Raw genomic sequence first — 11,933 nt, 5'->3', positions numbered from 1 at the left:
AGGCGCCGCCGTCGGCCGCCGCCCGAGGGGCACCGTGATGACAGCCAGTCTCACAGGAGCAGTGCGCGATACCGTTGACCCCGGTTTCTGGTGGTCGCGGCAACCCCCCTCTGTGGTTAGAGATGGTCTTCCGCGGCGAGGGAATCCTTGTGGTCTTGCGCGAGAGGCCCCTTCGTCCTAGATCCGGCGCGGCCGCTGTCTCCGGACACCACGGCCTTCGTGAGCTGACTCCAGAACGCCGCTGCGCCATCGGACCAGTCCAGCTCGAGGATGTGCTTTTCATCCAGCATCTTTGTCCATTCCTGCACGAGATCGTGATGGAAAACGAATTCTTCCAGTGCGGTGGCGCCCGGGAGAGACAGCGGCGCCTGACCGGGCTGCTGTGGAAGCATGTCGATGGCGGCCAGTAAGGATTCGAGGGTCCGCCTGGTCGATTCCGGGCCTCTGGTCTGGAGCGGCAGCGTCCCCGCGTCCTTGGCAAGGGAGATCTGGCGGCGCAAGTCTTTGGTGTATGCCGCCCAGTTTCTGGCATGTCTTGCGTCAACGATCAGAGTCCGCACCGATTCGCGAACAGCCGCCTCCCCATAGAACGCGAATGTTGCACGGCCGCTGAGTTTGGCCGAGTACATGGCCGAGTCTGCTTGTTCCAGGAGCACCCGGGGGCTAGCGTGGCGTGGTCCAACGGCGATCCCGATGCTGGCGCTGACAGTGAGATGCCTTCCGTCCAGGGCGAAAGGTGCAGCCATAGCTTCGAGAATTCGCCGGGCTAGCCTGTGGCCCCGTTCCGCTGAGGAACCTGGGAAAATGAGTGTGAATTCGTCTCCGCCGGTCCGGGCCGCGGTGTCTCCTTCTCTGATGCAGGTCTTGAGCCTCCGGCCTATTTCGACCAGCAGGGCATCGCCGGCTGCGTGGCCGTGGGAGTCGTTGACGGGCTTGAAGCCATCGATATCCACCGCGATCACGAGCGTAGATACTTCTCCACTCACGGCGGCCTCTAACCTTTCCTGAAGCAATGATCGGTTTGCCAGGCCGGTCAGGGGATCGTGCTTGGCGAGTACTGCGAGGCGGTCCAGAAGAATTCGCTCCTCCGCTCTCGCACGCTCATGAATGCTCCAGTGCATGACACTGGTGATGCAGCTCGCCAGGAACAACGCCACGTGCACGAATACCCAGCCCGCTGCCTGGTCCGCTGTCCCCGAGTGTCCCAACAGATCCGCAGGAGCGAGAACACCTAAGACCGTGTGATGGATGAGGACTGTGCCAACGGCCGCGGCGATGGGTGCCCAGTCTTCGTATAGTGCCACGACTGGGACCATGATGAAGAAGAGGAAGTGGGCTTCGACAGTTCCGGAAATGTGGACAGTTTCTGCCGCGATGACCATAAGGCACACTGCGGCCATGACGGTGCGTGCCCGATACGGGAGCGGGGCCATCCAGGCCGCCGCGGCTATCAAGGTCGGGATGAGGCCCTCGCCGATGGCATGGGCAGGCGGTTCGCCGAGGAGGAGCGCGAAAACGGTGACGGCCGCTGCCATGATCAAGCAGAACGAGACGATTTTTCGGTGTCGAAAGGCTTTAGCCCCCTCTGGGAGCTGTGACCCCCTCGGGATACTCATCTCCACCGTGCTTAGCCACTGGCGGATCACTGCTACTCCTTTGTACGGGTCACGGGTCACGGGTCACGGGTCACGGGCTATCAACGGGGCCTCGCGGTATCGGACGCATTTGAATGCTGGGGCGTCCTCGCAGACGGAAAGCAAGCTGGATGGGAGCTAGCGGTTTCAGGGTCGGAGACACCTCGCTGAAAAGCTGATGCGCCCGCCCTTCCCAACGAAGAGTGCCCGATGAGATGTCCAATGTAAAACGGAGAGTGCAGCTATTGGGACACCCGTCCATCTCGTGGGCGGGGCTGTCCTGTGGTATTCAACCCCACGCCGGGTGGCTGCAGGTCGGAGTACGCGGTCGCCGTCCCCAATCCCACGGGGGCGTCCGAAGCGAATGCCGGGGACTGACCGGCTACCGTGCACGCCAGCAATGCCGCACCAACGGCCGCGGTGCGGCGTCGTCCCAGACTCGCCCGTCCATCAAATTGTGGCATTTTCAGGAGTCGTCCCGCCATCCACCGGGTTCGGGCGCCGTGACCAGGGTTGGGGACACGCCGGCACTCCCGGCTAGACTCGCACGCTGGGGAAGAACGCCATCGCTGCGGACAGTCCCTGGACGGATCCGCGGCGCACGCCCGACCAGAAGAGTGATTTTGACGAAAACTGCACGCCCGCTGACCGTGACCGCCCTCCTCGCCGCCCTGGCGCTAACCGCCTGCTCTGCGCCGGAAGCCGCGGCCCCGCCGTCGTCGTCGGCCCCCGCACCGTCCGCCTCCGCGACGCCCAGCCCCACCAAGTCCTCCGGCCCCTATGGCGACTTCCCGACGGCGGCCGAGGCCTGCAAGACGATTTCGGAGCAGGCCACGGGCGCCTCGCTGTTCCCGCTCTCGGCGGCACAGGGCAAAACCGCCGAACTTGAGCAGCTCAAGGCCGAACTCAGCCGCACGGCCGAACGCGTCCCGGACAGCCTCAAGGCCGACTTCGCCAAACTCAACGAGGTCGCCGTCGCGGGCCTGAGCGACCAGACCGTCTATTCCAGCGGCAAGTTCCAAGACGCCATGGCTCCCGTGACCGGTTGGATTGCCGCCAACTGCAAGTAGCTCCTCGGGCACATGGCTCCCGGGTCTGAAGCGGCTCGGAAATCCAGGCGATGTGGCCCCACCGTCGGCCCTAAGGGCTAGGGTGGTGTCAAAGAGAAGGGGGAGTGCCAGATGGAGTACCAGAATCCTCAGTCCGCGGATCCCGGGGTGGGTCTGCCGGCGGCGGCCCGTGCCGCGACCGGCCGCACCGTGATTTCCGAAGCCGCTGTCGCCAAGGTTGCCGGCATCGCCGCCCGCGCCGTTCCCGGCGTGTATTCCCTGGGCACCGGGCCTTCCCGCGCCCTGGGCGCCATCCGCGACGCGGTCGGCAGTTCGGACCACGCTGCCGGGGTGCGCGCCGAGGTCGGCGAGACCCAGGTGGCCGTGGACATTGACCTCGTGGCGCTCTACGGCACCCCGCTGCATGCCCTGGCGGACCAAATCCGGGCGGCTGTCTATGCCGCCGTGGAGGAACTCGTCGGCCTTCAGGTCATTGAAGTCAATATCGAGATCCATGACGTCTTCGTCCCCGGTCCGCCCAAGCCCGCGGCCTCCGGCGAGGCACGACCCACGAGGGAGGCCCTGCAGTGAACCTGACCGTAGTCGGCATTGCGGCCGGCGCTTTCCTGGCTTTCATGTCCTTCACGTTCGGGGCCTGGGGCTTCCTCGGCTCCCTGCTCTTCATGGCCGTCGGAGCCCTGCTGGGCCGTGCGGCGGAAGGGAAACTGGACCTGCGCAGCGTCGTCGATGCCCTCACGGGCCGGCGTTCCTCCTCATGAGTTCCACCGCCGGACGGCTGCTGGCCGGACACAACCGGATCAGCACCCAGGCCCTCACGAGCGTGGCGCGGGCCGCAACTGCGGAGGCGCTCGGTGTGCCGCCGCAGGACGTCCGGGCCGACTGGGCCGACGACGACGGCCTGCTGGCCCTGTCCCTCGTCACGCCTATCGCCGTCCCGTCGCTCACCGCGGTGCTCCGGGACCCGGCCCGCGTGGCATCCTTCGGCGGCCCCATCTGGGACCGCGCGGTGGCCGCGAAGGCGGAGATTCTGCGCCGCGTGACGGAGCTCAGCGGTGCGCAGCTGAGCCGGGTGGACATCCGCATCAGCGGGGCCAGCGTCAGTGACGGAGGGCGGGTCCGGTGAGCCAGGCCGCCGAACGCCCCTACGGCGGCGCCGGGTCCCCGGAGGCCGCTGCCACGGGCACCCACCCAGCCGGATCCGGTCCCGCCGCGAGTCCCGGGGCAGACTCAGGCGACGCCGTAACCGAGCGGGTCCTGGCCCGCGAGACCAGCTCGTCCCGGGCGTCCGCCGCCGTCATCGCGGCAGTCCTGGTGATCGGGCTGTGCGTCTACGCCCTGCTGGAAACGGCGGTGCGGGCCGTGGGGCAGCCGCCGTGGCTGATCGATCCGCAGACCGCCGCCGAGAAAGTCATCGCCCTCCCGGCCGGAGTCCCGCCGCTCCTGCTCGGCGTCGTCGGCGCGGTGCTGTTCGCGGCCGGGCTCTTTTTCTTCCTCAACGCGGTGTTGCCCGGACGGCGGGCCCGGCACGTGCTCGCCGACGCACGGGCCGCCGTCGTGGTCGATGACGAGGTGATCGCCTCGGCGCTGGCGCGGCGCGCCCGGCTCGCCGCCAACGTGACGCAGGAGCAGGTGATGGTGGTGGTGTCCCGGCGGCAGGTGCTGGTCAACGTCCGGCCCACCTCCGGTGTGCCGCTCCGCGCAACGGACGTCCAGTCCGCCGTGGAGGCGGAGCTCCGAGACATGGCGCTCTCGCCCCTGCCGGAGGTCCGGGTCAACCTGGCCTCCTCGGGGGTGATCGGCGCGTGAACGGTACCCCGCGGATCCTCAACCGGATCCTGATCGGCATCCTCGGCGCCAAGCTCCTGGTCATCGGGGCCCTGCTGATCCTGCTGGCCACCGTCCCCGCCGTCGGCCGCTGGTGGCAGTACTGGTCGGCGGGGGTATGGGCCGGCGCCCGCGGACTCTTCGACCGCACCCGCTTCCCCGGGGGGACCGAGAGCTGGCTGTGGATCGTCATAGTGGTCCTGCTGCTGCTCGTCATCGGGGTCATGGTGGCCTGGCTGGCGCAACAGGGCAAAGGCCGCGCGAACCTGCTCGTCGCCGAGGACGACGCCGGCGAAGTGCCCGGCAATGTCCGGATCGGCGGCGGTGTGGCGGAACAGGCCCTAAGGGCGGCACTGGCCGACCGGCCTGACCTGGCAGGCGCCACGGTGGCCACCTACGAGTTTGCCGGCGAGCCGGCCCTGCGGATCCGGGTACAACCGCGCCAGGGCGTCGCCCCGCACATCCTGGCTGCGGAGGTCTCGGCCCTGGTGGAGGCACTGGATGCCGTGATCGGGAAGCGCACACCCGTGCTGATTCACATCGGCTCCGGCGCTCGGTCCAGGTTCGGCCGCGCCGAACGCGTCCGCTGAGCCGACGCCGGGCTTCGGCCGGCTGACGGTGAGGTCTTGGACACATTTGCCCCACCGGAAACGCAGGCCCCAGCCCGATGGCAACCCCGCACCGCCGCGGCAACGCGCGGAATGACCGCCGCCGCAGGCGGTCTCCATTGCGTAAAGGTTTAATGTAAACGCTTGCATTCCTCACCGCCGGGTCGCTAGTGTGATGGTCACCACACCAACTGCACCACCGGTCCAGCCGGTACTCAGCGAGGAGCACCTGTATGAAATCCCGTAATTACCTACTTCCCGTAGCCGCGGCCGGTGTCTTGGCCCTCTCCCTCTCGGCCTGTGCTGGCGGGGGAGGCGGCGGTGGCACCACGGGCGGTGGCGGCGGCGGCGACGCGGCAGCCAACCTGGACGGGCGCGGCCCCATCACGTACGTGCAGGGCAAGGACAACAGCAACGTGGTCCGGCCGCTGATCGAAAAGTGGAACGCTGCGCACCCGAACGAGAAGGTGACGTTCAAGGAGCAGACCGACCAGGCCGACCAGCAGCACGATGACCTCGTCCAGAACTTCCAGGCCAAGAACGCCAACTACGACGTGGTCAGCGTTGACGTCGTCTGGACCGCCGAATTCGCGGCGAAGGGCTGGCTGCAGCCGCTCAAGGACAAGATGGCGCTCGACACCGCCGGAATGCTGAAGCCAACCCTCGACGCCGCGTCCTACAAGGGCACCCTGTACGCCGCGCCGGAGTCTTCCGACGGCGGCATCCTGTACTACCGCAAGGACCTGGTTCCCACGCCGCCCAAGACCTGGGACGAAATGATGGGCATGTGCTCGATCGCCAAGGCCAAGAACATGGGTTGCTACGCCGGCCAGTTCTCGAAGTACGAGGGCCTCACGGTGAACGCCTCCGAGGCGATCAACTCCTTCGGCGGTTCCGTGCTGGACAAGGACGGCAAGCCGAGCCTGAACACGGAGGAAGCCAAGACCGGCCTCAGCAACCTCGCCAAGGCCTACGCTGACGGCAACATCCCGAAGGAAGCCATCACGTACAAGGAAGAGGAATCCCGCCAGGCCTTCCAGGACGGCAAGCTCCTGTTCCTGCGCAACTGGCCGTACGTCTACAACCTGGCCACCACCGAAGGATCTTCCAAGGTCAAGAACGTGCTGGGCATGACCGCACTCCCGGGCAAGGACGGCCCCGGCGCCTCCTCGCTCGGCGGCCACAGCGCCGGCATGAGCGTCTACTCCAAGAACAAGGCCACCGCGCTGGACTTCCTGAAGTTCCTCACCACGGAAGAAACGCAGAAGTTCTTCGCCACGCAGGGTTCGCTGGCTCCGGTGCTGACCAAGCTCTACGATGACAAGGAACTGGTTGCGAAGCTGCCGTACCTGCCGGTGCTGAAGACCTCGATTGAGAACGCCGTCCCGCGCCCGGTGACCCCGTTCTACCCGGCCGTTACCAAGGCCATCCAGGACAACGCATACCCGGCCATCAAGGGCGAGAAGGCAGTGGACGCAGCGCTGTCGGACATGCAGAAGTCCATCGAAACCCAGTCAAAGTAGTCCAAAATGGCAACTGAATTGGGCCCGACGCCGGTTAAGAAGCCGGCGTCGGGCGGGACCGAGCTCCACCACGCACCCAAGGGGGTGGGGGAGGACAACGTGATCGCCAGCCAGGGCAGGTGGGCGTCCTGGCTGCTTGCCCCCACCATCATCGCGCTGGCTGTCGTTATCGTTTACCCGATTATCAGCGCCATCGTGATGTCCTTCCAGGCCGACGCCGGCCTGGATCCGGCCACCGGCCTCTTCACCGAGGGCGGCCCGGCCGGCTTCTCTAACTACGTCAACTGGATCGCCCAGCAGTGCACGTCGCCGGACGGCGGCACAGTCGCCTGCCCGCCGGGGACCCTGGGTTCCCAGTTCTGGTCCGCGACCGCCACGACGTTCTTCTTTACCGTTGTGACCGTGGCCCTGGAGACCGTGCTCGGCTTCTGGATGGCCATGATCATGGCCCGCACCTTCAAGGGACGCAGCCTGGTCCGCGCCGCAGTGCTGGTGCCGTGGGCCATCCCCACCGCCGTCACTGCCAAGCTGTGGCTGTTCATCTTCGCGTTTGAGGGCATCGCCAACAAGCTCTTCAACACGACCATCCTGTGGACCGGCAGCGAGTGGCCGGCCAAGTGGGCGGTCATCATCGCCGACGTCTGGAAAACGACGCCGTTCATGGCGCTGCTGATCCTGGCCGGCCTGCAGATGATTCCTGCCGAGGTGTACGAGGCAGCCAAGGTTGACGGCGCTTCGGCCTGGCAGCGGTTCCGGATGATCACCCTGCCGCTGGTGAAGCCGGCGCTCATGGTGGCCATCCTCTTCCGCACCCTCGACGCGCTGCGCATGTTCGACCTGCCGTACATCCTGACCGGCGGGGCCAACAACACCACCACGCTGTCCATCCTGGTGATCAACCAGATCAGGCAGGGCTTCAATGTGGCGGCGGCACTGTCCACCATTACGTTCATCATCATTTTCCTTGTCGCCTTCATCTTCGTGCGCTTCCTTGGCGCGAACGTGGTGGAGCAGCAGACCGGCGCTAGTAAGGGGAAGAAATGACCACCGCCGCGACCGAGCTGCGCGCGCAGCAGGACCGGGGGCGCAAGGTCGCCCAGAACCGGGAAAAGTGGGCCCAGGGCCGGACCTACATCAGTGCCCTGGTGATCCTCATCTGGTGCCTCGCCCCGGCCTACTGGATGGTGGTGACCGCCTTCCGCGACGTCGGGTTCACCTACGACACCTCGATCCTGCCGACGCACGTCACGCTGGACAACTTCAACACCGCGTTCGATACGTCCTTCGGGAACCACTTCGGCCAGGCGCTGCTGAACAGTGTGTTCATCGGCGTCGTGGTGACCGTGGTCTCGCTGCTGATCGGCGTCTTCGCGGCCTACGCCCTGGCCCGGTTGAACTTCCGGTTCAAGTTCCTTGTGCTGGGCTTCATCCTGGGGGCCTCGATGTTCCCGGGCGTCGCCCTCATCACCCCGCTGTTCCAGCTGTTCACCAACATCGGCTGGATGGGTACCTACCAGGCCCTGATCATCCCGAACATCTCGTTCGTGCTGCCGCTGACCGTCTACACGATGACGTCGTTCTTCCGCGAAATGCCGTGGGAGCTCGAGGAATCGGCGCGGGTGGACGGCTGCACGCAGGGCCAGGCCTTCCGGAAGGTGATCATGCCGCTCGCGGCTCCCGCCATCTTCACCACGGCCATCCTGGCGTTCATCTCCTCGTGGAATGAATTCCTGATCGCCAGCCAGCTCTCGTCCGACGCGACCCAGCCGGTCACCGTCGCCATCGCGAGCTTCGCCGGCGCACAGCCCAACCAGATTCCCTACACGGCGATCATGGCGGCTGGCACCATCGTGACCATCCCGCTCGTGGTCCTGGTGCTGGTGTTCCAGCGCAAGATCGTGGCCGGGCTGACGGCCGGCGCCGTCAAGTGACGGTTTCCTGATGGCGGATTACTGATGGCACGCGGACAGAACCAGGGCGAAATCCACCCCACGCACCGCAGGGTGCGTTCGGGCGAGGACTTCGACATCATCATCGGGTTCCTGGGCTTCTGGGCGCTGGTCCTGCTGGCGGTCACCGTCTGGATGGAGGTGACCGCCCAGCCGGCCGTCGGCTGGGCGCTCGGGCTGCTGGCGACGCTGCTGGCCCTGTACGGAATGATCCGGCTCCGGCGGCGTTTGCCCGGCCGGACGGCCACCCGGCGGCGCTGAGGGCGCGCGCTGGGGCGGATCGGAAACTAGGAAGGACCGGCGCCGTGGGGGCGGCACGCTAGCCGCGCTTCTGCGGGTAGCCGACAAGGGGATACGGTGGCACGGACAACAGACAGGGCGCAACGCGGCGGCCACTCCGGCGTCAGCATCGAGGATGTGGCGGCCGCCGCGGGCGTCTCCACCGCCACCGTCTCCCGGGCCGTCCGGGGGCTGCCCAGGGTCTCTCCCGCGACCCGGGAAAAGATCCTCGAAATCGCCGAGGCCCTGGGCTACGTGGCCTCCTCCTCGGCGTCGGGCCTGGCCACCGGCCGCACCCGGACCATCGGGGTGCTGGCCCCGTTCGTGAGCCGCTGGTTCTTTTCCAAGGCCATTGAAGGCGCGGACCGGGAGCTGCACGGCCGCCAGTACAACCTCTCGCTCTTCAACCTGGGCGGTCACGGGAGCCACCGCGAGCGGCTGTTCAGCAAGACCATGGTCTACAAGCAGATCGATGCGCTCCTGGTCCTCTGCATGGCCCTGAGCCGCGAGGAACTCGAGCACCTGCAAAAAATCGACATCCCGCTCGTCGTGGTGGGCGGCCACGTCGAGGGCTGCGCCTACATCGGGATCGACGACTACGAGGCGGCCTCCACCGCGGTGCGCCACCTCATCGGCCTGGGCCACAAGGACATCGCGCTGCTGCACGGCGACGACGAAACAGACCTGAACTTCGACGTTCCGCGGGTACGCATCAAGGCGTTCCAGGATGTCATGGCCCAGTCCGGGCTGGATGTCCGGCCCGAATGGGACGAGTGGGGCGACTTTACCGTCCGCAGCGGCCAGGACGCGTTCAAGCGGCTCTGGGACCGGCCCGGACCGAAGCCCACCGCGATCTTCTGCGCCTCGGACGAGATGGCCATGGGGGTCCTGTTCGAAGCCCGCCGGGCGGGCGTCCGGATACCGGAGGACCTGTCCGTGGTGGGGATCGATGACCACGAATTCTCCGCCGCCGTCGGCCTCACCACCGTCGGCCAGCGCCCCGACGAGCAGGCCGAGCTCGGTACCAAGATGCTACTCGATGAGCTCGACGGGATTGCCGGGGCCGTGCGTTCCACGGTGGCTCCGCACCGGCTGATCGTGCGGGACACGACGGCGGCCCCGTTGCTTGCCGTGCCGCTCGCCCCGGCTTCCGGCCAGGGATCCCGGCGGGTTTAGGCGGCGGGACCAGGCTTCGGCGCCGGCGGTACGGGCTTCGGCGCCGGCGGTACGGGCTCAGGAGGCGCGGGCCAGCTGCCGGATCGGAATCCAGCGGGATGCAAGACGCCGGTAGGCGGCCGCCGCTCCGGTCATGTCACCCTCGGCAAGGCACTCGATCCCCAGCCGCACGTCCATCGGGGACTCGTCCGGGTAGACCTTGTCCGCCACCGCGCCGTAATCAAGCTCCACGACCGACTCGGGGTGGAAGAGTTCGAGCCACTCGGTGAGCTGGGTCAGGTCCTCCAGCATGTCCAGGTCCGGGGCAGCGAGGGCAAGATGCGCGACGGCATGCCGGACCCGTTCCAGTGCGGCGGCGATCGTTGCCCGGATGCGCACGGTGACGATCCGGCCGTCGGACTCCACCACGTCCGTGGGATCGGATTCCTGGAAGAGGCAGAACCAGCTGAACGGAATGCCCCAGGTCGACGCGCGGGTGTGCACCCGGCCAAGCCCCTCGCGCGCCTTCACCTGGTCGATGCGTTCCTGGTGCCGGTCCCGCTGCTCCTCGGGGATCAGCAGCTGCGCCAGCGGGCCGTGGATCCCCTCCATCAACGCGTTGGCGGCCAGACCGGCGCGGAGCACCAGCTGGCTTGGGCAGTACAGCAGCCTGGCCGGCAGGACTTCGCCGTCGCCGATTTCCTCCCCCTTGCCGGCAGCGTCGTTGCGGGCGGCGGCGGAACCGCTGACGGCCAGCACACGCACCAGGTCGGTCTGTCCGGTGGGGAAGGGATCCCCGCCGGGGCGGGTGATGCGGCCCAGGGAGGCCAGCAGCTCGGCGTTCTCCACCGCGGCGCGGGACTCCGCGCGGGCACCGGCGGTCCGCAGGGCCGCCTGTTGCTCGGCCGGGAAGGCCTCCAGCGGCTCGTAGACCCGGAGCGTGGAGGAGAACGGCAATCCGGCCTGGCCACGGTAGAGGTTGCCCGTCATCGCGGGCCTGCGCTTCCCTGGCGGGCGTCCATCAGTCGGCCAGCTCCACGATGACCGGGGCGTGGTCCGAGGCGCCCTTGCCCTTGCGCTCCTCGCGGTCGATCGAGGCCCCCGAGACCCGGGCAGCCAGCGCGGGGGAGGCGAGGACGAAGTCGATCCGCATCCCCTCCTTCTTCGGGAAACGCAGCTGGGTGTAGTCCCAGTACGTGTACACGCCCGGCCCGGGCGCGTGCGGGCGGACGACGTCGGTGAACCCGGCGTCTTCGAAGGCGTGGAAGGCCGCGCGTTCCGGTTCGCTCACATGCGTCAGGCCCTCGGCGCGGAAGTAGTCGATGTCCCACACGTCCTCGTCCCGCGGGGCGATGTTCCAGTCACCCATCAGCGCGATCTGCGCCTCCGGGTCGGCCCGGACCCAGCCCTCGGCGTGGGCGCGGAGCGTGTCCAGCCAGCTGAGCTTGTACGGCATGTGCTCATCATCGAGCGCCCGGCCGTTAGGGACGTAGAGGCTCCAGACCCGGATCCCGCCGCAGGTCGCACCGATCGCGCGGGCTTCCTGCACTTCGTCCTTACCGCCCTTGCCAAAGACGGGCTGGTTCATGAAGGTGCGCTCGACGTCGTCGAGCCCCACCCGAGAGGCGATGGCCACCCCGTTCCACTGGCTCAGGCCGAAGTGTGCGACCTCGTAGCCCATCCGCTCGAACAATTCCCAGGGAAAGTTGTCGTCCTTGCACTTGGTTTCCTGGATGGCCAGGACGTCACAGTCGGTGCGCTGCAGCCAGGCCTCAACGCGGTCGGCACGGGCACGGAGCGAGTTCACATTCCAGGTAGCAATCTTCACAGTTCCTAACTTACCGTTCCTTGGCCCGGCGGCGGTGCGGCAAGTACGCGCCGGACAGGGCAG

The 11,933-nt window shown here is 67.3% G+C and carries 14 protein-coding genes; 11 read left to right on the top strand and 3 right to left on the bottom strand.

Going from position 1 to position 11,933, the window contains the following annotated elements; translation table 11 throughout:
- Positions 1-116: 116 nt before the first annotated feature.
- Positions 117-1,535: a diguanylate cyclase domain-containing protein gene (locus AB4Y91_RS08120; RefSeq protein WP_441417982.1), complete on the bottom strand. Its 1,419-nt coding sequence runs from the start codon at positions 1,533-1,535 to the stop codon at positions 117-119.
- 722 nt (positions 1,536-2,257) lie between these two features.
- Between AB4Y91_RS08120 and AB4Y91_RS08115 the strand changes: the two genes are divergently transcribed.
- The 11 genes from AB4Y91_RS08115 to AB4Y91_RS08065 all read left to right on the top strand — a co-directional run bounded on the left by AB4Y91_RS08115 (position 2,258) and on the right by AB4Y91_RS08065 (position 10,063).
- Positions 2,258-2,704 carry a hypothetical protein gene (locus AB4Y91_RS08115; RefSeq protein WP_441417981.1) on the top strand — a complete coding sequence of 149 codons (447 nt, stop codon included), beginning with the start codon at positions 2,258-2,260 and terminating at the stop codon, positions 2,702-2,704.
- A gap of 111 nt (positions 2,705-2,815) precedes the next feature.
- The gene (locus tag AB4Y91_RS08110; RefSeq protein ID WP_441417980.1) at positions 2,816-3,274 is read left to right on the top strand and encodes an Asp23/Gls24 family envelope stress response protein; all 459 of its coding nucleotides are present in this window, start codon (positions 2,816-2,818) and stop codon (positions 3,272-3,274) included.
- Positions 3,271-3,462: a hypothetical protein gene (locus tag AB4Y91_RS08105; protein WP_441417979.1), complete on the top strand. Its 192-nt coding sequence runs from the start codon at positions 3,271-3,273 to the stop codon at positions 3,460-3,462. Before AB4Y91_RS08110 ends, AB4Y91_RS08105 begins: the two co-directional genes overlap by 4 nt.
- Positions 3,459-3,827: a hypothetical protein gene (locus tag AB4Y91_RS08100; RefSeq protein ID WP_441417978.1), complete on the top strand. Its 369-nt coding sequence runs from the start codon at positions 3,459-3,461 to the stop codon at positions 3,825-3,827. Before AB4Y91_RS08105 ends, AB4Y91_RS08100 begins: the two co-directional genes overlap by 4 nt.
- Positions 3,824-4,510, top strand: coding sequence for a hypothetical protein (locus AB4Y91_RS08095; protein WP_441417977.1), 687 nt, complete (start codon positions 3,824-3,826; stop codon positions 4,508-4,510). The genes AB4Y91_RS08100 and AB4Y91_RS08095 overlap by 4 nt, the downstream gene beginning before the upstream one ends.
- Positions 4,507-5,118, top strand: coding sequence for a hypothetical protein (locus AB4Y91_RS08090; RefSeq protein ID WP_441417976.1), 612 nt, complete (start codon positions 4,507-4,509; stop codon positions 5,116-5,118). The genes AB4Y91_RS08095 and AB4Y91_RS08090 overlap by 4 nt, the downstream gene beginning before the upstream one ends.
- Before the next feature lie 251 nt (positions 5,119-5,369).
- Positions 5,370-6,659 carry an ABC transporter substrate-binding protein gene (locus tag AB4Y91_RS08085; protein ID WP_441417975.1) on the top strand — a complete coding sequence of 430 codons (1,290 nt, stop codon included), beginning with the start codon at positions 5,370-5,372 and terminating at the stop codon, positions 6,657-6,659.
- Positions 6,660-6,665: 6 nt separating this feature from the next.
- Complete coding sequence (locus AB4Y91_RS08080; RefSeq protein ID WP_441417974.1) at positions 6,666-7,703, top strand: carbohydrate ABC transporter permease; 1,038 nt, start codon at positions 6,666-6,668, stop codon at positions 7,701-7,703.
- Positions 7,700-8,590, top strand: coding sequence for a carbohydrate ABC transporter permease (locus AB4Y91_RS08075; protein WP_441417973.1), 891 nt, complete (start codon positions 7,700-7,702; stop codon positions 8,588-8,590). The genes AB4Y91_RS08080 and AB4Y91_RS08075 overlap by 4 nt, the downstream gene beginning before the upstream one ends.
- A gap of 24 nt (positions 8,591-8,614) precedes the next feature.
- A complete protein-coding gene (locus AB4Y91_RS08070) occupies positions 8,615-8,869 on the top strand; it encodes a hypothetical protein (protein ID WP_441417972.1) in 255 nt (84 codons plus the stop codon).
- A gap of 96 nt (positions 8,870-8,965) precedes the next feature.
- Entirely contained in the window at positions 8,966-10,063 is a 1,098-nt protein-coding gene (locus AB4Y91_RS08065) for a LacI family DNA-binding transcriptional regulator (protein ID WP_441417971.1), read from the top strand.
- A gap of 57 nt (positions 10,064-10,120) precedes the next feature.
- Here AB4Y91_RS08065 and AB4Y91_RS08060 read toward each other — a convergent pair whose 3' ends face one another.
- Positions 10,121-11,032, bottom strand: a complete 912-nt coding sequence (locus AB4Y91_RS08060; RefSeq protein WP_441417970.1) for a hypothetical protein — start codon at positions 11,030-11,032, stop codon at positions 10,121-10,123.
- Between the two features lie 31 nt (positions 11,033-11,063).
- On the bottom strand, positions 11,064-11,870 hold the full coding sequence (locus AB4Y91_RS08055; protein WP_441417969.1) for an exodeoxyribonuclease III: 807 nt from the start codon (positions 11,868-11,870) through the stop codon (positions 11,064-11,066).
- Between the last annotated feature and the right edge of the window lie 63 nt (positions 11,871-11,933).

Origin of the sequence: Arthrobacter sp. YAF16 (assembly GCF_052113385.1) — a bacterium.
GTDB lineage: Bacteria > Actinomycetota > Actinomycetes > Actinomycetales > Micrococcaceae > Arthrobacter.
Note: the sequence above shows the minus strand (reverse complement) of the source record. Positions and strands in the feature narration are given on the sequence as shown.